The following is a 19,507-nucleotide window of genomic DNA, read 5'->3' on the forward strand; positions in this document are numbered from 1 at the left end:
ACTAATTTTAAATTTAATTCATTATTTATCCAGTAGGCGCTTCGCTTTGAGAATTTTCTCCTCTCAGCCAGATAGCCTACTCCTTTCTAAAAATTAACATTACCTAGGAGGTGGCAGTCATTTATAGAATTTTTCTATAAATGACCTACGATTGATACTTACCATTAAATTTTTAATCATCGCACTTTTGATCGGCGTTTCGGCTTTTTTTGTAGCGACTGAATTCGCGATTGTTAAAATGCGACCAAGCCGACTTGATCAGTTGATAGCGGAAGGAAGTAAACGAGCAAACTTAGCTCGCTATATCTATAACCATCTAAATGCTTACTTATCAGCCTGTCAGCTTGGAATTACGATCAGTTCACTTGGATTAGGTTGGCTTGGGGAATCCACTGTTGAAGCTGCTTTACATCCACTTTTTGATCTCTTACATGTGCCGAGTTCGGTTGTTACATTGCTTTCTTTTGTGATTGCTTTCATCATTATCACATTCTTGCACGTTGTTGTCGGGGAACTTGTTCCAAAAACGCTTGCGATTGATAAAACAGAAGCTGTCGCACTTACGGTTGCGAGACCACTTCATTATTTCTATAAAATCATGTTCCCATTTATCTGGTTATTAAACGAATCTTCCGTTCTTATTTCAAAGGCATTTGGACTAGAACCCGCGAATGAGCATGAAGTTGCACACACAGAAGAAGAATTGCGTATTATCGTTGGAGAAAGCTACAAAAGCGGCGAAATCAACCAATCTGAATTCCGCTACGTAAATAAAATATTTGATTTTGACGAACGAATGGCAAAAGAAGTCATGATCCCGCGAACAGAAATCGTCACGATTGATGCCGGGTCGAATATTTCTGATCTATCCGATATTATGAAAACCGAGCGTTATACGCGTTATCCCGTGATTGATGGGGATAAAGATCACATTATCGGTGTTTTAAACTTAAAAGAAATCTTATCGGCTTACGTAGAACATGGTTCCGATAAAAAATTCAATATCGATCCTTATGTCAAACCGATTATTCGCGTGATTGAAACCATTCCGATCAAAGAGCTTTTATTCCGGATGCAAAAAGAACGTTCGCACATCGCGATCTTGCTTGATGAATACGGTGGCACCTCTGGACTCGTAACTGTTGAAGACATCATTGAAGAAATCGTTGGCGACATTCGAGACGAATTCGATGCAGATGAAATCCCTGAAATCCGCCGCATTAAAGATGGGCATTATATTGTCGATGCCAAGCTTTTAATTGATGAAGTGAACAACATTCTCGGAACGGACATTGAAGAAGAGGAAGTTGATACGATCGGCGGTTGGTTCCTAACGCAAAATTACGAAGTGGAAGTCGGCGATGAAATCGAATACGGCGGCTATATCTTCCGCGTTAAAGAAGCCGAACCACATCACATTGAATACCTTGAGATCATCAAAATGGACAAACCTGAACCAGATCAAGATGATGATCAAGATGACGATTAAAAAGGTTAAAGCTGGAGCTTTGCAGAAAGTTCCAGCTTTTTGCTGCCAAGGAGGCTAAGAAAAATGCTGAAAATCACTGTTCTCCCTGAATGGAGAAATCAAACGCTAACCGAGCTGTTTCGAGATACTTTTCATTTAGGAAAAAAAGCGCGTCATGAACTTCGGATGTCCCCTGAGTTCACACTGGATGGCTCAGATAAGCCTAACTGGGAAGGGAAGCTTTCCGCCGGACAAATTTTAACAGTCCCGCTCCAGAAAGAGAATGCCGCAAAAATTGAGTCAGGCCCACTTGAGGTTTCATACGAAGACGATTTTATTCTCGTTTTAAATAAACCCGCTGGCGTCAAAACGCACCCAAACAGCCCGAACGAAACCGGGACGCTCGCAAATTTTGCGGCAGCCTATTTAAAGCATGATCCCACGTCTTCCCCGTTTGCAGTGCACAGGCTTGACCAAGAAACGTCGGGGCTCGTTTTATTTGCCAAGAATCCCTTGAGCCTCGCTGCTTTTTCTTGGCAACTTGAAGCCCGCAACATCCACCGGACCTATCTCGCACTTGTTAGTGGCAAAACCCCGGAAACCCTTACCATCCAAGAGCCGATTGGCACCGACCGCCATCATCCGAACAAAATGCGCATTAGTGCCAGTGGAAAAAACGCGATAACACATCTTGAACGGCTCGAAACCTATCCGAATGACACCAGCCTTGTTCGATTGAAGCTTGAAACTGGGCGGACTCACCAAATTCGTGTTCATTTAAAAAGCATCGGTCACCCAATCATTGGCGATCATTTATACGGTGGCGCGAAACTTGCGAAGCGTACTTTGCTACATGCCGAAGAGCTCGAATTTTTCCATCCGTTTTTAAATCAAACGTTAGTCGTAAAAAAAGAGCCGCCAAGTGATTTTACAATCAAAAAAGAACCGCCAAACGAAGCCTGACACCGTTTGGCAGTTCTTTTTATCAACCATTTTCACGAGCAGTTCGAAGTTGCTCTTCTTCGCGCTCCATACTTTCAAGAAAGTAAGCTAAATCATCTGGATCAGGTCCTACATATTTCCCAGTCTCCAATTTGCTGATCTTATACAAATCCTCGCTGTCGAGTTCAAAGTATGCCAACTTCGAATTCTCCTTGATTCGTGAGGAAGCAATCGACTTTGGAATGATGATGGTATCTCGAAGCAAATGCCATTGCAGAATAACTTGATCAACTTGTGCCCCGTGCTTTTTCGCAATATCTTGGATCACTGGATTTTGCATGAGCGTTCCCTTCGCAAGTGGCGACCAAGCAGCATGTGCAATCCCGTATTTTTTCAGGAATGCGCGCAGTTCATTTTGCGGGAGAAGCGGATGCGTTTCTACTTGGTTCAGGACTGGCAGTTCATTCGCAACAGCCAAAAGGTCTTCTAGGTGATGTTCTTTAAAGTTCGCTACACCAATTGCTTTCACCGCTCCCTCGGCATAAAGTCGCTCCATCGCACGCCAAGTATCTCGATACTTTCCTGCAAGTGGCCAGTGAATTAAGTACAAATCAAGTTCGCTCAAGTTTAAATTTTTGAGCGTCCGCTCGAAGGCAAATAGGGTTTCATCGTAGCCTTGATCCCCATTCCAAATTTTCGAGCTGATAAAAAGTTCATCTCGCGAAACGCCGCCCGCGCGAATCGCTTCACCAACTTCATGTTCATTATTATAAACAGCTGCTGTATCAAACAAGCGATAGCCTGCATTAATCGCTTCCACAACAGCTTGAGTAATATACTTTTCTTCACTCATTTGAAAAATTCCAAGCCCAATATAAGGAATCTCACTTCCATTTTGGAGCCGGTACTTATCATGTACGGTTTTTACCATCTGAAAGCCTCCTTTAAACCGCTTTCCTGTTCAGAAAGTTCTATTCCCAGTATACCGAATTTCCGCTTTTCTTCCTAATAATAAGTTATTTTTTCATAACAAAAAAAATAGATGTTGCTCTATTCAACCCATTGTAAGCGATTGCAGTCTTTTCCCGCCTTATTTTAACCCAAAAAAAGTTTCCTATTTCGGTGCTCGATATGTTAGTATTATCATGTGGTAAATTTCAAGTTGATACGTTTTATTTTTTTGTAAGCAAATTGTTAAGAAAAACCTTTTAAATGTAGGGAATTCATTTGCAAAAATTACTTACTTAAAAGATCGGAGGAATTTAAGAAAATGGCTTTTAAAAATAAGAAAGACCGCTTTGCATCTTTACTGCATGACATTGCCGTGAATCTTCATGAAGGAGCAGACTTTTTCGCTACCTACAACATTGATTCACTTGGAGACTTACATACTTTTTCAGACAAAATGAAAGAATATGAAACTTCTGGTGACACAATGGTTCACAAAATGATCATGGAGCTAAACGATGCCTTCATTACACCTATCGAGCGTGAAGACATGCTTGAACTTACAAACCGTTTGGATGACGTAATGGATGGTCTTGAACAAACTGCTTTTTCACTTGAAATCTGTCAGATTACACATTATGACGAGTACATGTTGAAATTTATTAAAGCGATCCAAGAAAGCACTGTTGAGATCGAAAAAGCAGTCGATCTTGTTTTCAATAAGAAATTGAAAGAAGTGCGTAAGTTAGCCATAAAAATCAAAGATTATGAATCACAATGTGATGAAGTTTACCGCGAATCACTTATTAAATTATTCCAAGAAGAAACAGATGCAATTAAAATTATTCGTAAAAAACAAGTTTATGAAGATCTCGAAGAAGTTGCAGACAACTGTCAAAGTGTCGCTAATACACTTGAATCAATTGTCATGAAAAACGCATAAGGAGCCGAACAATGGAAGGATTATTTCTGATTACAGTGGTTATTGTGCTTGCTGCACTTACGTTTGATTTAATCAACGGATTTCATGATACAGCAAATGCAATTGCTACAAGTGTTTCCACAAAAGCCCTTAAGCCTAGGCATGCTATTTTACTAGCGGCTGTGATGAACTTTATTGGTGCGATTTCTTTTACTGGTGTAGCAAAAACCATCACAAAAGATATTGTTGACCCGTTCAAAATCCCGCATGGTGAAATTGTCATTTTAGCTGCCCTTCTTGCTGCAATATTCTGGAATCTGCTTACTTGGTATTTCGGAATTCCAAGTAGCTCTTCGCATGCACTAATCGGTTCTATTGCCGGAGCAGCTATTGCTTCTGCTGGTTTTGCATCAATCGAATATGGAGGCTTCGTAACCATTATTATTGGATTGATTGCATCACCGTTTCTTGCATTTGCAGTGGGTTATACCATCTATACGCTGTTTAAAATTTTCTTGAAGAACTTGAACTTGTCAACAACAAACCGTAATTTTCGTTTCCTTCAAGTGGCAACAGCGGCGCTTCAGTCTTATACACATGGTACAAATGATGCGCAAAAATCGATGGGGATTATCACCATGGCCTTAATTGCAAACGGCTTCCAAACGCAAGATGATGTTCAACTCTGGGTACAAGTTTCCTGTGCGCTCGCAATGGCAATCGGAACAAGTATCGGTGGTTGGAAAATCATTAAAACAGTTGGCGGCAAGATCATGAAAATCAAACCTGTTAACGGGGTTGCAGCAGACCTTGGTTCTGTTATCGTGATCTTTGGAGCTACTTTCATTCATCTACCCGTAAGTACCACTCACGTTATCAGCTCTTCTATTCTTGGAGTAGGAACTGCTCACCGTGTGAAGGGTGTAAAATGGGATACAGCACAACGAATGATTATAACTTGGATCATCACGTTGCCAATTTCGGCTGCGGTAGCTGCACTCATGTTCTTCATCTTAAATCTGTTCTTATAAAATAAATCATTACTTTCGAGTCATGACCCACACGCGGTTGTGACTTTTTTTGTTAGCTTGATATCGTTTCACCCCTTAAAAAGCGGGAATAAAACCCAAGAAAGGAGCGAAATCCATGCGTTATTATTTTGAAAAACCAGCAGCTCTTGTAAATAAACAACCAGTTAAAGTGAATAAAGAAAACGGAGATCTCGCCGGCACAATTATCAAATCGCCAGCCAAAATCTCATTTTTTCGTGATGCTAAACTTTTTTCAAACGAACGTCGTGAAAAACAAGAACTCGCAGCTTTAACATTTGAAATTGCTTGGCGCAAAGGCGACAATGCTGCAGTTGTCTTTCATGATCTGGAAAACGATAAACAGCTTGCTTTTTATGAAGACGAAACCTCAAAAGACTTCCTTCATCTATTCACAACCGAATCCGAATTCCCCATTGAAATTATCCAAAAAGATACAATGGACCGTATAACTATACTTTTCCATGGACAAGAAAGTGCTTTTATCATCATCCAAGATCAGCAAATCCTCTTGCAGCTGATTGATGAGAATACGAATGTCCCCGATAGCTTTTTCTTTCTGGGTTATTTCATCGCTATTTTAAGCAAAATCGGCTTGTAAAATACATTGTTTATGCATTTAAACCAACACTTCTCTCCCCAAAACAAAAGTTTTTTAAATCTACTATTGAATATTTAATCAAATTAATGTATTATTATTATATAGTAAATTTAGTAAAACGATAAGGAGTTGCAGATATGCTTAATGTTAAACACCCTAAAAAACTAGCCATCATCAGTTTTATCGTCATTTTTATGCTTTCACTTTGCATGCCGTTTCTTTCTGCCAAAGCGGCTAGCGATGATTCGCTGCAACAAATCAAAGATAAAAAAGAATTGGTAGTTGGCTTGTCGGCAGATTACCCGCCTTACGAATTTCATCAAACCATTAAGGGAAAAGATGAAATTGTCGGCTTTGATATCAGTATCGCTCAAAAAATTGCAGATGATATGGGTGTAAAACTGAGCATTAAAGAAATGGGCTTTGATAGCCTACTTGGCGCTTTAAAGACTGGCAAAATTGATTTAATCATCTCAGGAATGTCCCCCACACCAGAACGACTCAAAGAAGTTGATTTTTCCGAGCCTTACATGAATGTCGAGCAAGAGATCGTCATTCGTAAAGCAGACAAAGATAAACTAAAATCCACAAGTGATTTCAGTGGAACAAAAGTAGGCGCACAGAAGCAAACCACTCAAGAAGAGTTAGCTCAAAAAGAATTGACCGGTTCAACAGTCACTTCTCTTCAAAAAGTTCCTGATTTAATTTTGAACTTAAAAAACAACAAGATTGATGCTGTTGTTCTCGAAGGACCTGTTGCTGAAGCTTATGCAAGTCAAGATGATACTCTCACGATTTCCGATGCAAGATTTGTGAATGGTGGAAAAGAAACATCCGTTGCTATGGAAAAAGGCGCAACAGCTTTAAAAAATCAAATTAACCATTCAGTCAAAGAAATTAAAGAGCAAAAGTTGCTAAAAGAATATCAAAAAGAAGCAAATGAATTGATGTTCCAAAAAAGTAATTTCTTCAGCCAATATGGCAGTTACTTTTTAAAAGGAACTCTTTATACGATCGTTTTAGCAGCCATCGGCGTCTTTTGTGGCGCGATTTTCGGGGCTCTTCTGGCACTAATGAAGCTTTCCAAAACAAGATGGCTCCGCTGGCCTGCGACGTGGTATGTAGAATTCGTTCGCGGCACGCCGCTTCTTGTCCAAATTTTTATCGTCTTTTTCGGAACACAAGTTTTCGGGCTGAACCTTTCAGCTTTCATTTCCGGCTGTATCGCGCTTTCACTGAACAGTGCTGCTTACGTCGCTGAAATTATCCGTGCGGGCATCACCGCGGTGAATAAAGGCCAAATGGAAGCCGCACGTTCACTTGGCATGACGCAAAACCAAGCAATGCGCTTTATCATTTTGCCGCAAGCCATCAAAAACATTTTACCTGCTTTAGGAAACGAATTTGTCACAGTCATCAAAGAATCTTCCATCGTTTCGGTTATTGGTGTTGGCGAACTTATGTTTATGACTGGCGTCGTTCAAGGCGCAAGCTTCAAGCCATTTGTTCCGCTAATCATCACTTCACTCATTTACTTTGTCCTTACATTCAGTCTCTCCAGACTTTTGGGCATTGCGGAAAGGAGATTCAAAACTAGTGATTAATGTTCTGAACCTACACAAACACTATGGAAAAAATGAGGTTTTAAAAGGAATTGATTTAGAAATCGATGCTGGTGAAGTTGTCGTTGTGATCGGCCCTTCTGGTAGCGGGAAAAGCACTTTGCTTCGCTGCCTCAATTTACTCGAACAACCTTCTTCTGGCCATGTTATTTTCGAAGAGAATGACTTGCTTGCTAAAGGCACGAATATCAACCGGCTCCGCCAGCGCATGGGTATGGTTTTCCAAGCTTTTAACCTTTTCCCGCACAAAACCGTTCTTGAAAACTTAACCTTGGCGCCAACAAAAGTAAAAGGCGAAAGCGAAAAAGAAGCAGGCAAGAAAGCAATGGAGTTGCTTGAAAAAGTTGGTCTCGCTGAAAAGGCCTCAAGCTACCCTGCCAATTTGTCGGGCGGTCAACAACAACGCGTAGCTATTGCGCGAGCGCTCGCGATGAATCCAGATGTTATGTTGTTTGATGAACCAACGTCGGCCCTTGATCCGGAAATGGTCGGTGAAGTGTTAAACGTTATGAAAGAACTTGCAAAAGAAGGTATGACGATGGTTGTCGTCACTCATGAAATGGGATTTGCCCGTGAAGTGGCTGATCGTGTTGTTTTCATGGATGCTGGTGTTATCCAAGAGGAAGGAACGCCAGATGAAGTTTTTGGCAATCCGAAAAATGATCGTACGAAAGACTTTTTAGGAAAAGTACTCGCTTAATTTATGTTAAAATAAAAAGAAAAAGGAATGCAGCTTTGCGTTCTTTTTTCTTTATGAGGAGGAATTAGGATGGATAAAAGCAACATCGCAAAGAAATTTCAAGAAACGCCCGTGAACATCTTAGCGGACATTGGTACTTTAGCTAAAAGAACATCTAACATTCTGGATTTATCAATCGGCGACCCCGATTTAATCACGGATGAGTCCATCATTAATGCAGCGTTTGCGGACGTTTCACGTGGCGCGACAAAGTACACAGAGTCCGGCGGTGACATTGAATTGATCCAAGCCATCCAAGCGTTTTTCAAAAGAACATACAAGCTCGATTTTGCCGAAAATCAAATCCGGGCCACAGTTGGCGCGCTTCACGGCATGTATTTAGCACTTCAAGTTCTTCTTGATCCAGGCGATGAAGTCATTATTCACGAGCCTTATTTTTCGCCTTACAAGGACCAAGTTTTAAATTCAGGTGGCACTCCCATTTTTATCCCAACCTATGAAAAAGATGATTTTATGATTAATGCGGACATTTTAGAAGCTGCTATTACTGAACGAACGAAAGCGCTTATTTTGAATTCGCCCAACAATCCAACTGGAGCCATCTTCTCAAAAGAAACACTTGAAAAAATTGCAGAACTTGCGAAAAAACACGATTTCTACATACTTTCTGATGAAGTGTATGACGGCTTTTGCTTTTATGAAGATTTCACACCGATGGCTTCCCTTGCGCCGGAGCATACTATTACTTTCGGCAGCATGTCGAAAAACTTTGCCATGACCGGTTGGCGTCTCGGATACATGATTTCTCCACCATATATCAACGAAGCCGCTAAGCTGCTGAATGAAGGCATCACTTATTCTGCGCCAACGCCATCACAACGGGCTGCCATTTACGCTCTTAATCACGCAGAAGAGCTTATTCCAAAAGTGGCTAACACATTTAAAGAGCGACTCGAATACGTTCAAAAACGCGTAGCAAAAATCCCTTATCTGTCGCTTCATCCAGTAAAAGGTTCGATTTATGCCTTTTTAAACATCAGCCGAACCGGGATGGATTCCGTCACTTTTAGTGAATATCTTTTGCAAGAAACACAAGTCCTAGTCATTCCTGGACGCGCTTTTGGAGATAGTGGTGACGAATATGTTCGTCTCGCCGTCACCCAAGATCTAACAGTTCTAAAAGAAGCCTTTGACCGGCTGGAAAGCCTTAACTTTAATTAAATTAAAAAACGGCTGGAAACTACCAGCCGTTTTTTAAAAATGATAAACATATTTCGTATATTGATGCCCTTTTTCTTGCATCACTGTCATCCATACCTTCGTAAGATCCGCAATATCTCGTGATGGCGTCTCAAAAACAATTTGGCAAGGAATCGCTTTTCCAAATTTTAGAACTGCAGAATGTCCATCTTCATCCAAAATATCTAACGCCTGCCCAGAACTCGCTTTTTCTGATGAAAGAAAAGTCTCTCCCAGCAGCTGACTTCTTATATTTTGATGCTTTTTGTTTTCGATCAAAACAGAAACAATCAAATTCGACCAAGCCAGTTCCCCAGCTTCCTTTTGCTTCTCCTCTTTCACGTCTAGCACTTTCAGCTTATAATCAGCCGTTTCTACCCACTTATCTTTCACGATCTTCTTCTCACTCACCGCAAAATCGCGAAATGGTTGATTCGCATGAAGATATCCTAAAACAAGTAAAACCCCTAGCACTAGAACTGCAGGTACCGCTACCAATAATTTAATTTTACTCATCTTCATACCTCATACTGCTTGTCTATCAGTTTTCCACTTTTTATTTCAATCACTTCATCACAAACGCCTTCCAAAAAAGACCGATCGTGACTTGTCAAAATTAACGTTGCCCCATTTTCCCTTGCTCCCAGTAATAAGCGTTTCAGGTTTTCAACACTATCCTCATCTAAACCATTTGAAGGCTCATCTAGAATAAGTAATTCTGGATTTCCTATCAAAGCTTGAGCAATTCCCACTTTTTGCTTCATCCCAAGTGAAAAACGCTTCACACGCCTCTTATCTTTTGGATCAAGCCCGACTTTTATAAGCAAGGCACCAAGCTCTTCATCTGTTACTTTTTCTTCTTTCAACGCCGCAATCAATTGAAGGTTTTTATAGGCGCTGAATTCAAAAACAAGCGAGGGGTTTTCTAGTAACAATCCTGTAGAAACAGGAAACCGCTTTTCAGCCAAAATCGGCTCACCACAAACTTCTACTTTCCCGTCATTTAATCGAATCAATCCAAGAATAGCCCGCAAAAGCATCGTTTTCCCCGAACCATTTGCCCCTCTTAATCCGTATATCGACCCTTTTTGCAAGGTTAATGTGATCCCTTCGAGTACCGTTTGCCCCTTTATTTTTTTGGTCACATTAAACAATTTAATATAATCCATGTTTCCCCTACTTTCTCAAGATGTCTTTTTGTCTGTAGATAAAAATAGCAAGATATATAAGCAATAAAAGTATAAAAAGTGCCATAAATAGCATTTTAATACGTGTTAGTTCCGGATAATCCATCCAGCGACTACTAAACGTTGTGTTAACAATAGAATAAAATAGATAAAACCTTGTGGACAAAATCAAGAAGGTACATGTCAGTAAAAGTGCCGAAATCGTGTTAAAAACGAGCTGAATCATAACTCCTAGAACATTAAGTAGCAAAAGCGCAAGCAAAAAGAAAGCAAGTTCTTCCAATTGATTTAAGCTATATTGACTAGTTTTAAAAAGGGAGAACACGACATTTAAGCCAACAAATACAAGCCAATATAGCCCTGCAAAACTCATAACAATAAGCAACCTACTGCTGATAATCATTCGGCGATTCATCCCGTTTGCAATAAACACGGCTTTATCTTGCTGCTCTTGTCGTCCAAGATAATTATAAAGATGGAACAACTGGATAAAATAAAAAGCAAACCAGAGGATGGGAAATTGATAGAAGTTATTATCTAAATCTACTTTTGAAGGGCCACTTAACAATTTATTTAATAAGTTCTCATTCTCACTTATCTGACTAGTCTGCAAGAAAATAAGCAAAAATAATAAGATGAATAAGCATAAAATCTTCCATTTTTCTCGAAAAAAATAGACACTTAATTCTTGCTTATAAAGTTTAAAAATCATCTTTTCACATCTTTCTTATAAAAAATAAGCAAAATACAAGCAAGAAGAAGACACACTTTACCAATGATTTCAAGTTGTTCCGTTAATTGAATAGTGAGATCAAAATTCGTGATTTTCGCAAATGTTGTTTTCCAAAAAAAGCTCCAACCAAGCTTTCCTGATATAAAAAGAGCATCACAAACAAATATTGAATAAGTGAGCATCAAGGCTATTCCCTTGTTTTTAATAAGAATAAGGAAAAATAAATAAAGAAGTCCTAGCAGTAAAAAGGCTTCGAGCCAAATTAAAGCATATGAACCGCCTACTGCCAGTAAATCAAGCCCTTGCAAGTGAAGAAGTCTATATAGATAAAAGACATATTGCAAGATGCACGGTAGCAAAACGACTAAGAAGACTATGACAAATTTGATAAGATGAAAAGTTAAATAAAGTTGCCTTTTCCGGTAAATAGCCATTTCTAAAACACTCACTTCTGGCAAAATGGCCATAAAAATGAGCAGACACGGAATAAAAACAAATAGGATGCTAGCTAAGGGACTTAAAGCCATTAAAACTTGACTATCCGTAAAAGCATCATTAGACTCTGCCTGCAAAAAGGTCAAAGCAAAATAAAGAGTGGTGAGACCACCAAAAAGCAAATAAATTCCGTAAAAGCGAGACAAGCGGATTCTTGCAAATTTTATACTCTTAAAACGCTTCATTCTTTTTAACTCCACGAACGTATAGAAATAGTGTAATCAAAAAAAGGATTAGTCCATAAAGCAGCATCGCTAAAAAGCTTTTATCATACGTTGTTATCGCTTCTGGCAAAAAACCAAAAGGTGAGAAGGCAACGTTTTTCAAGACAAATGAATTTATTGCAATGCTCAACAGTTGCAAGCAAAAAGGAAGAAGCAAAATCACCATTTTATTTTTAATATAAAAGGAAGAAGCAAGCGCAAAAGTCACAAAAAGTCCTGCAAATACAAAGCTGATGGCAATGTTAACGAGGGCATATATAAGTGGATGCGCATAAAACAAGTGGGGAAATAAATCACCGCTTCCTTCATAAATTCCAAGATTTACATTAATAAGTGGATCTGGTTTTAAGTTTGGAAGTAATAAAAAGCAACCAATCAAATCGATAATCAGCGGAAGTGCAACAACAACTGCACCCGTTAAAAAAGTTTTTAAGAATAACATCGAAAAGTATTTTTTTCGGGAAAAGTTCAATAATCCATAACAAATTAAATGATTTCTTTTATCTTCTAAAAAAACAGTTGAGGCAGAAAGCGAAGCGATAATTGGCAAAAGTAGATAAAAAAGAAGCATTAAAGCGCTCGTACCTGAAAAATCCATTGAAAGCCAGGCCGTATATGGAGTAAAAGCGACATGTTGCTTAACAGACAAGCCGTAAACTTTTAAAAGGTGGGCACCAACCATGGCTAAACCGATTAAAAGGGCGAAAAGCCGCTGATTTGTTTGTAATCTTAGCTTCAAAAAGTTGTTCATTGGTATTGTTTTCCTCGTTTCTTGGTGTGTAATCAGTTAGATATGAACAAATAACATAATTGTTTTGAATTATACATGCCTGCTCTTCGGAAAGCAATACCCTCGTCTGTCAAAAAGCAGCTATATAGCAACGTTTAAAAGCTCATAAAATTAATTTTTTTTATCTTTTTAAGTCCTTTTTTATTCTGTTTCTATAAAAAAAGCTCTAAAAATTAAGGTTTAATTTTTAGAGCAAATTTTTTTATTTAGTTTGCAAAAACTTTTTCGAGCGGGATTGAATCAAAATCCGGAAAAACAGCTACTCCTTCCGGGAATTTAATATTTGCCGTCGCTGCATTTGGCACAGCTAAAACTTTTAAACCGGCCTCCTGTGCTGCAATAACACCATTTAGTGAATCTTCTACTGCATAAACGTGCTTGCTCCCGAGTTCAGCAGCTGCTTGGAGATAAAGCGCTGGATCGGGCTTGATCCGCATCACATCATCCGCGGTTTGAATGCTTGAAAAATGCGGAAATAAATCAAATTTCTTAAGTATGGGTTCCACCCATTCACGGCCAGAGCTCGTTGCAAGGCCAATCTTGAAGCCATCTGAAACTGCGTAATCAAAAACGCGCTTGAATCCTGGGCGAAGGTTTAAATGAGCAATTCCTTCTAAAAGTTCGTTCGAAATGTGTGTCGTAAAAGCTTCCACATCGAACTGGCCATTTGTAGCTTCTGTCAAGTAATGATGCAGTGGCTCTTCTGTCGTTCCAATAATTTGCTCGTATACCTCTGCTGGAACTTCAATTCCATACGTTTCTTTCACATAGTTCATTGTCGCATCATGCCATAAATTTTCTGTGTCGATCATCGTTCCGTCAAAATCAAAAATAATCGCCTTCAAATCGCACTTCCTCCTTTTCCAGGTGAAATCATCTTCATTATAACATAGACCTATTTACTTTTCCTTTACCCCAAAAACACAAAAAACAGGGTTGCATTTTCCTCAAAAAACGAATATTATAATATAGTAATCATTAATTGTTCGTAAATGATATTAAAGGGAGTGTCCAAATCTTATGTTTCGATTAAAAGAAAACGGAACAGATGCAAAAACGGAAATAATTTCCGGCTTTACTACGTTCTTGACGATGGTCTATATTATCGTCGTAAACCCAGCAATCCTTTCTGCCGCAGGTGTTCCATTCAACACGGTTTTCATGGCAACCATTATTTCTGCTGTCGTTGGTACACTTTGGATGGCGCTTTTCGCTAATTATCCAATCGCCATCGCTCCAGGTCTTGGTATGAATGCTTATTTCGTGACAGTTGTAACGACTCAAAAAATGGATTATTCCGTTGCTTTCGCTGCAGTCTTTGTAGCTGGAATCATTTTTCTTATTTTATCGTTAACACCTTTCCGGGAAAAAATTATTACGGCGATTCCGCATAACTTAAAAGCTGGGATCACAGCCGGAATTGGTCTTTTTATCGCGTTTTTAGGTTTCCGAATGACTGGGATCATTGTTAAAAATGATTCTAACTTAGTCGGGCTTGGCAACCTGCATTCGCCTGAAGCTTTACTTGCCATTGTGGGACTTTTAATCACGCTTATTTTTCTTGCACTAAATGTAAAAGGTGCTTTATTTATCGGAATGATCGCAACTGGAATCATTTCTTTCTTCACAGGAGAACTTAAATTTACTGATGGCTTTGTTAAATTACCGCCAATGCCTGAATTTGTTTTTACAAACCCGATTCATGCGTTTTCAGATGTTATTTCACACAGCCTTTATGCTGTTATCCTTTCGTTCCTTCTGATCACTATTTTTGATACGACAGGAACAATGATCGGAGTTGCTAAAAAAGCTGGTTTGATGAAAGGCGAATCACTGCCAAATGCTAAACAAGCTTTGCTAGGTGATGCTATTGCAACAACAGTTGGTTCAATGTTTGGTACTACACCAACAAGTGCATATGTAGAATCCTCAGCAGGTGTTGCGACTGGTGGACGTACCGGGCTTACAACACTTACAGTTTCTGCATTGTTTGTAGTTTCTGCTTTCTTTGCTCCACTTGTCGGCGCTGTTTCAGGAATTTCAGCTATCACTGCACCAGCGCTTATCATTGTCGGAAGCATGATGATCGGTGCTGTAAAAGAAATCGATTGGGATACATTAGATGAAGCTTTCCCAGCTTTCCTTGTTATCCTAGCGATGCCACTCACTTCAAGTATCGCGATCGGCCTTGCTTTTGGCTTTATCTCATATCCGATTCTTAAAGTCTTCACTGGTAAATGGCGCGAACTAAACTGGTTCCTTATTCTGATCGCTATTTTATTCTTTATTCTCGTTGCCTTCTTACCTCATTAATCGTGGAGCGCCTGTAGCTTTTGCAGGCGCTTTTAACTAGACAAAGCCGGGCGCATTTGCTATAAAGAAAGTAAACACTAGAAAAGGATGTCATCGCTTTGTACTTAAAATCATTTCTTGCAGGAATCGGCATAGCTGTGCTTACTTTCCTCGCAAGCTTCTTACTTCCAAATTATACGCTCGCCACGATGTTTTCCTTTGTAGCGATGCTATTAATTTTCATTTCCATTGCTTGTTCTGCCTTTGTTTCACTGGGTGGACGCAACAATCGTGAAGCACGAAGCAAACAGCTTCGTTGGAGCATCATGCTGTTCTTAGCGGCTGTTCCAAATTTCATTGGCTTCATTATCAGCTACTATTTCTAAAACAAAAGAGCCATTCTACTTCTATTCCTAGTTGGAATTTAGTAGAATGGCTTTTTCTTTTTAATCAAAAGCGTCAATCAAAGCTTTTAAATACTCCGGTAAATCTGGCGGACAGCGGCTTGAAATAATATGCCCATCCGTTACAGCGGGTTTGTCATGCCAAATCGCACCTGCATTAGTTAAATCATCTTTGATACCAGGCGTACTTGTTACATTTACGCCTTTTAAAATGCCTGCAGATGCAAGAACCCATCCTGCATGGCAAATTTGTCCGATTGGTTTTTTCTGCTCATCAAAATAGCGAATAAAATCTAAGACTTCATCAAAGCGACGCAGTCTATCTGGAGACCAGCCTCCAGGAACGATGATCGCATCATAATCTTCTTTATTAATATCTTGAAAGGCAAAATCCGATGTGGCAGGCACACCGTATTTTCCGCGGAACACGCGTCCTTTTTCTTCCCCCACAAGATCTACTGTTGCACCAGCTTCTCTAAGTCGCAGAACTGGATACCACAACTCTAAATCTTCAAAGTCATCACTTACCAAGGCAATAATTTTTTTACCTGTTAAAGTCATTCTCTCAACCCCTTTCCGATACTTTTAGTATAACAAGAGCTTGCCTTGAACAGAAATCATCTGTTTTTTATACAAAAAAATACGCTGGACAAAACGTCCAGCGTCGCCATCATGCTCGATTGTCTATGCATAACGGGATGAGGCATAGACGGAGACTACATGGCAAATGAGATGAATGAAAACAAATAATGGTTCGGTGTTAAAACAGATGATTAACAAAATGTTAATCTATTGGAAGATGGATACACCGAAAGCCACTATAACCATGATAGGGTCTTATCCCCATGAAAACCAAAAAAGATTTTTAGCTTTCATCGGGATAAAACTCTATATGTTTATTGTACTATTCTTCTAAAAAAAATCAAGTGCTTAATTGTGGACTTTTTGTGACAATCCCAAAAAAGCACTTCAAAAATAAAAGATTAATCGTACAACAAAACATTCTACCTAATTGTCTAATAAAAATCCAGTAAAAAGACTTGTTCACAACAAAATATTATCAATCAAAGATCTCGATTAACATCCAGCTTAAAATCGCAACAACTGGAATCAGCACCCAAAACTGTCCGCCTAAAAAAGAACTTGTATGTTCTGGTTGTTGTTTAAGTTTATAGACTTGCTGTTTTAAATCAAGAACCTCTAGCTCTAAGTCTTGCACTTTATCTTCTAATTCATAAAGACGTTCTTCCATTTTTGGTAACCTCCCTTTTCTATCTATTTTCATTATAGCTAAGCAACTCCTCGATAGAATCCTTCTTAAGGCTGATTTTCCAAGCAAAAGCGGCATGTCTCCCGCAAAAGAGACATGCCGCTTTAGATTTATTTAACGAATTCCAAGTGCGATCTTCGCGTAACGTGACATTCGTTCCTTTGTCCAAGGTGGATTCCAAACGATATCAACATGTGTATCTTTCACTTCTGGAATATCAGCAAGTGCCGCGTGAACTTGATCTGTTAAAATGCCGGCAAGTGGGCATCCCATTGTTGTAAGAGTCATCGTAACCGTACACAGCCCATCTGCATCCAAATCAACGTCGTAAACAAGCCCAATATTCACAATATCTATTCCAAGTTCTGGGTCAATCACTTGTTCAAGTGCGCCCATAATATTTTCTTTTAGTTCCTCATCCATGAAGAGCGAACCTCCTTTTGGCTGTTTGTAGAGACATTGTAACACAACTTATCATGATTTTCATCACCTATAAATTTTTTTGGAAAAACACGGTTGTCCGATTGATGCCATCAATCGACACCTTATGTTTAGCGTGTTCGTCAATGACGAATTCAACATTTTTCGCTCGGTTTTCCAAAGTAAGCGTATCAACTAGTTTTTCACTATATTTAAAGGGCACAACATCATCCTTCTTACCATGCCAAAGAAGTAACGGCCGATCTCCCAAACGTTCCAGATGTTTACTTAAATCATAAGGTTCAAGTTCTGAAATCCTTGTTTCGACATCATAAGGAAATTCCATTCCTTCCGCTTCGGCTGCTGCAACTAGTTCTCTTGCAAACTCTTCATAATAAGCACTTCCCATTAAGCTTACAGCAACTTTTACCATTTCAAAACGTGCTAAAATACCAAGCGTCGTAATAGCGCCCATCGAAACGCCAGCCACACCGATCCGGTCTTCATCCACGAGCCCCTTAGCAACCAGTTCCAAATACAGCTCATTAAACTCTTCAATATTCGCTGTAACAGTATCCCAAAAATATGCGGCTTGCTCAGTACCGGAAATCTGACCTTGGCGCTCCCCGTGAAATTTTGCTTCCGGCAAAATGACACGAAATCCCCGTTCCGCCAAGAAATACCCGTAGTGGAGATAAAGCTCCTTTTCCGACTGAAAACCATGATAAAAAAAGACCGTTGGCAATTTCTCTCCTTGTAAATCGTGTCTAACAACATGAAGTAATGGAATATTTTTGATTTGTTCATTCGTTACTTGAATCACTCTTACAGCCTCATTTCTATTCATTTTTGCTGATTTACTGCAAGGTAAAGCCCATTTACAAAGCTCGCTTTACAGTCTATCATAGAGATACCTTCATTTTAGCACGAAGAAACAAAGAGTCGCTAATAAATGAATTTATAGATAAAGGAGTCAGTTATGGATAAAAAACTAATCGTATTGGACCTTGATGGAACAACTTTAAAAGAAGATCAAACCATTTCAGCGCGAACAAAAAGCGCTTTAAATCGAGCACGCGAAAAAGGACACGAGGTAATGATCGCAACTGGACGGCCATTTCGGCTAAGCAGTCAGTATTATCGCGAATTAGAACTAAAGTCCCCGATCGTCAATTTTAATGGCGCTGTTTTACATCACCCGCTTGATGCTTCATATACTGGAAGTTACCATCAAGCGATTGATCTTGCCATCGTTCACGAACTACTTGATTACACGAAGCAATTTCCGCTTTCGAACATTGCCGCAGAAGTAGAAGACAGCGTTTTTCTCGCACGTGGAGACGACAGCGTACCCGCAAACTTTAAGACAGGAACCGGGGAGGTTTACATTGGTAATCTAAGAAATAAAATTACGGCGAACCCTACTTCCGTGCTTTTCTTTGGACAAACTGAACAGCTCAACACCATCAGCCGCCATCTTGATGATGCTTTGTCTCATGTGATTTCCTACCACACGTGGGGAGCAAGCTGGCCTGCAGTTGAAGTCGTGAAACACGGTATTCATAAAGCAATCGGCGTTGATAAAGCTGCTAAAACACTTGGTTTTGAAACCAAAAATGTAATTGCATTTGGCGATGAAGCTAATGATCTTGAAATGCTTGATTATGCTGGTGTTGGCGTAGCGATGGGAAATGCCATTGATGCAGCTAAGAGCGCTGCAAACACGGTCACAAAATCTAACGAAGAAGATGGCATTGCGATTTATCTTGAAGAAAACTTACTATAAAAAAACGGTTGGAGTGCACGCACTCCAACCGTTTTTTAAAATAGTGGTGCTCCACCTGATAAATAAAAACCAAGTGCGATAGTGATAACTACAGCGACCACAAATAAAACTAAGAACAAGCCAGTTGGTCGTTTTTTCTTGCGAAAGCTAAGTAGCATTTCGATAACGCCAATCGTCACGATGCCCATCAAAATCTTGAAGATCGCAACAAGCCAATTTGTTTCAATGCTGTACTGAATCATCATGATCCCGCTCAAAATCAGTACCAAATAGAAAACACGGTCAATCATCGCAAAGATGGTAAAACCCTTTTCTGATTTCGGATAGCTGATCCAAGCAGCTAGCGTCAAAATAATGATGGCAGCCCAAGAAATCAAATGAAGATATCCCCACATAAATTTGTCCCTCTTTCTAT

23 protein-coding genes are annotated in these 19,507 nt (G+C 39.5%); 11 read left to right on the plus strand and 12 right to left on the minus strand.

Features of this window, described 5'->3' with window-relative positions; all coding sequences use genetic code 11:
* The first annotated feature begins 151 nt into the window (after nucleotides 1-151).
* Both UR08_RS07970 and UR08_RS07975 read left to right on the plus strand, forming a co-directional pair.
* Complete coding sequence (locus tag UR08_RS07970) at nucleotides 152-1,489, plus strand: hemolysin family protein (RefSeq protein WP_115753133.1); 1,338 nt, start codon at nucleotides 152-154, stop codon at nucleotides 1,487-1,489.
* A gap of 63 nt (nucleotides 1,490-1,552) precedes the next feature.
* The gene (locus UR08_RS07975; RefSeq protein WP_115753134.1) at nucleotides 1,553-2,431 is read left to right on the plus strand and encodes an RluA family pseudouridine synthase; all 879 of its coding nucleotides are present in this window, start codon (nucleotides 1,553-1,555) and stop codon (nucleotides 2,429-2,431) included.
* Nucleotides 2,432-2,453: 22 nt separating this feature from the next.
* Here UR08_RS07975 and UR08_RS07980 read toward each other — a convergent pair whose 3' ends face one another.
* Nucleotides 2,454-3,341, minus strand: coding sequence for an aldo/keto reductase (locus tag UR08_RS07980; RefSeq protein WP_115753135.1), 888 nt, complete (start codon nucleotides 3,339-3,341; stop codon nucleotides 2,454-2,456).
* A 339-nt stretch (nucleotides 3,342-3,680) separates the two neighbouring features.
* On the opposite strand from UR08_RS07980, the gene UR08_RS07985 reads away from it, so the two are divergent.
* The 6 genes from UR08_RS07985 (at nucleotide 3,681) to UR08_RS08010 (ending at nucleotide 9,473) form a co-directional block, all read left to right on the plus strand.
* The gene (locus tag UR08_RS07985; protein ID WP_115753136.1) at nucleotides 3,681-4,301 is read left to right on the plus strand and encodes a DUF47 domain-containing protein; all 621 of its coding nucleotides are present in this window, start codon (nucleotides 3,681-3,683) and stop codon (nucleotides 4,299-4,301) included.
* 11 nt (nucleotides 4,302-4,312) lie between these two features.
* Nucleotides 4,313-5,311: an inorganic phosphate transporter gene (locus tag UR08_RS07990; protein WP_115753137.1), complete on the plus strand. Its 999-nt coding sequence runs from the start codon at nucleotides 4,313-4,315 to the stop codon at nucleotides 5,309-5,311.
* Nucleotides 5,312-5,426: 115 nt separating this feature from the next.
* On the plus strand, nucleotides 5,427-5,930 hold the full coding sequence (locus UR08_RS07995; protein ID WP_115753138.1) for a hypothetical protein: 504 nt from the start codon (nucleotides 5,427-5,429) through the stop codon (nucleotides 5,928-5,930).
* A gap of 137 nt (nucleotides 5,931-6,067) precedes the next feature.
* A complete protein-coding gene (locus tag UR08_RS08000) occupies nucleotides 6,068-7,534 on the plus strand; it encodes an ABC transporter substrate-binding protein/permease (RefSeq protein WP_420812324.1) in 1,467 nt (488 codons plus the stop codon).
* Nucleotides 7,527-8,252 carry an amino acid ABC transporter ATP-binding protein gene (locus UR08_RS08005; RefSeq protein ID WP_115753139.1) on the plus strand — a complete coding sequence of 242 codons (726 nt, stop codon included), beginning with the start codon at nucleotides 7,527-7,529 and terminating at the stop codon, nucleotides 8,250-8,252. The genes UR08_RS08000 and UR08_RS08005 overlap by 8 nt, the downstream gene beginning before the upstream one ends.
* Before the next feature lie 69 nt (nucleotides 8,253-8,321).
* Nucleotides 8,322-9,473 (plus strand): pyridoxal phosphate-dependent aminotransferase, encoded by a 1,152-nt coding sequence (locus UR08_RS08010; RefSeq protein ID WP_115753140.1) that lies wholly within the window; start codon nucleotides 8,322-8,324, stop codon nucleotides 9,471-9,473.
* 33 nt (nucleotides 9,474-9,506) lie between these two features.
* Here UR08_RS08010 and UR08_RS08015 read toward each other — a convergent pair whose 3' ends face one another.
* The 6 genes from UR08_RS08015 to UR08_RS08040 form a co-directional block, all read right to left on the minus strand.
* On the minus strand, nucleotides 9,507-10,007 hold the full coding sequence (locus UR08_RS08015) for a hypothetical protein (RefSeq protein WP_115753141.1): 501 nt from the start codon (nucleotides 10,005-10,007) through the stop codon (nucleotides 9,507-9,509).
* A 2-nt stretch (nucleotides 10,008-10,009) separates the two neighbouring features.
* Nucleotides 10,010-10,660, minus strand: a complete 651-nt coding sequence (locus UR08_RS08020; protein ID WP_115753142.1) for an ABC transporter ATP-binding protein — start codon at nucleotides 10,658-10,660, stop codon at nucleotides 10,010-10,012.
* 7 nt (nucleotides 10,661-10,667) lie between these two features.
* Entirely contained in the window at nucleotides 10,668-11,390 is a 723-nt protein-coding gene (locus UR08_RS08025) for a hypothetical protein (RefSeq protein ID WP_115753143.1), read from the minus strand.
* Nucleotides 11,387-12,091: a hypothetical protein gene (locus UR08_RS08030; RefSeq protein ID WP_115753144.1), complete on the minus strand. Its 705-nt coding sequence runs from the start codon at nucleotides 12,089-12,091 to the stop codon at nucleotides 11,387-11,389. The genes UR08_RS08025 and UR08_RS08030 overlap by 4 nt, the downstream gene beginning before the upstream one ends.
* Nucleotides 12,078-12,881: a hypothetical protein gene (locus UR08_RS08035; protein WP_115753145.1), complete on the minus strand. Its 804-nt coding sequence runs from the start codon at nucleotides 12,879-12,881 to the stop codon at nucleotides 12,078-12,080. The genes UR08_RS08030 and UR08_RS08035 overlap by 14 nt, the downstream gene beginning before the upstream one ends.
* Nucleotides 12,882-13,126: 245 nt before the next feature.
* Entirely contained in the window at nucleotides 13,127-13,765 is a 639-nt protein-coding gene (locus UR08_RS08040; RefSeq protein ID WP_115753146.1) for an HAD family hydrolase, read from the minus strand.
* A 175-nt stretch (nucleotides 13,766-13,940) separates the two neighbouring features.
* On the opposite strand from UR08_RS08040, the gene UR08_RS08045 reads away from it, so the two are divergent.
* Complete coding sequence (locus UR08_RS08045; RefSeq protein WP_115753147.1) at nucleotides 13,941-15,233, plus strand: NCS2 family permease; 1,293 nt, start codon at nucleotides 13,941-13,943, stop codon at nucleotides 15,231-15,233.
* A gap of 98 nt (nucleotides 15,234-15,331) precedes the next feature.
* Nucleotides 15,332-15,598 (plus strand): hypothetical protein, encoded by a 267-nt coding sequence (locus UR08_RS08050; protein WP_115753148.1) that lies wholly within the window; start codon nucleotides 15,332-15,334, stop codon nucleotides 15,596-15,598.
* A gap of 60 nt (nucleotides 15,599-15,658) precedes the next feature.
* Here UR08_RS08050 and UR08_RS08055 read toward each other — a convergent pair whose 3' ends face one another.
* The 4 genes from UR08_RS08055 to yjfP form a co-directional block, all read right to left on the minus strand.
* Nucleotides 15,659-16,177: a type 1 glutamine amidotransferase domain-containing protein gene (locus UR08_RS08055; protein ID WP_115753149.1), complete on the minus strand. Its 519-nt coding sequence runs from the start codon at nucleotides 16,175-16,177 to the stop codon at nucleotides 15,659-15,661.
* Nucleotides 16,178-16,676: 499 nt separating this feature from the next.
* Nucleotides 16,677-16,868: a hypothetical protein gene (locus UR08_RS08065; protein ID WP_115753150.1), complete on the minus strand. Its 192-nt coding sequence runs from the start codon at nucleotides 16,866-16,868 to the stop codon at nucleotides 16,677-16,679.
* A 132-nt stretch (nucleotides 16,869-17,000) separates the two neighbouring features.
* Nucleotides 17,001-17,309 carry a metal-sulfur cluster assembly factor gene (locus UR08_RS08070; protein ID WP_115753151.1) on the minus strand — a complete coding sequence of 103 codons (309 nt, stop codon included), beginning with the start codon at nucleotides 17,307-17,309 and terminating at the stop codon, nucleotides 17,001-17,003.
* Between the two features lie 67 nt (nucleotides 17,310-17,376).
* On the minus strand, nucleotides 17,377-18,129 hold the full coding sequence (gene yjfP / locus UR08_RS08075) for an esterase (RefSeq protein ID WP_115753152.1): 753 nt from the start codon (nucleotides 18,127-18,129) through the stop codon (nucleotides 17,377-17,379).
* A gap of 156 nt (nucleotides 18,130-18,285) precedes the next feature.
* On the opposite strand from yjfP, the gene UR08_RS08080 reads away from it, so the two are divergent.
* Nucleotides 18,286-19,092 carry a Cof-type HAD-IIB family hydrolase gene (locus UR08_RS08080; RefSeq protein ID WP_115753153.1) on the plus strand — a complete coding sequence of 269 codons (807 nt, stop codon included), beginning with the start codon at nucleotides 18,286-18,288 and terminating at the stop codon, nucleotides 19,090-19,092.
* Nucleotides 19,093-19,127: 35 nt separating this feature from the next.
* Here the strand turns inward: UR08_RS08080 and UR08_RS08085 are convergent, their stop codons facing one another.
* A complete protein-coding gene (locus tag UR08_RS08085; RefSeq protein WP_115753154.1) occupies nucleotides 19,128-19,487 on the minus strand; it encodes a YisL family protein in 360 nt (119 codons plus the stop codon).
* Nucleotides 19,488-19,507: the final 20 nt, after the last annotated feature.

Origin of the sequence: Listeria kieliensis, from assembly GCF_003369925.1 — a bacterium.
In the GTDB taxonomy this organism is placed as follows: domain Bacteria; phylum Bacillota; class Bacilli; order Lactobacillales; family Listeriaceae; genus Listeria; species Listeria kieliensis_A.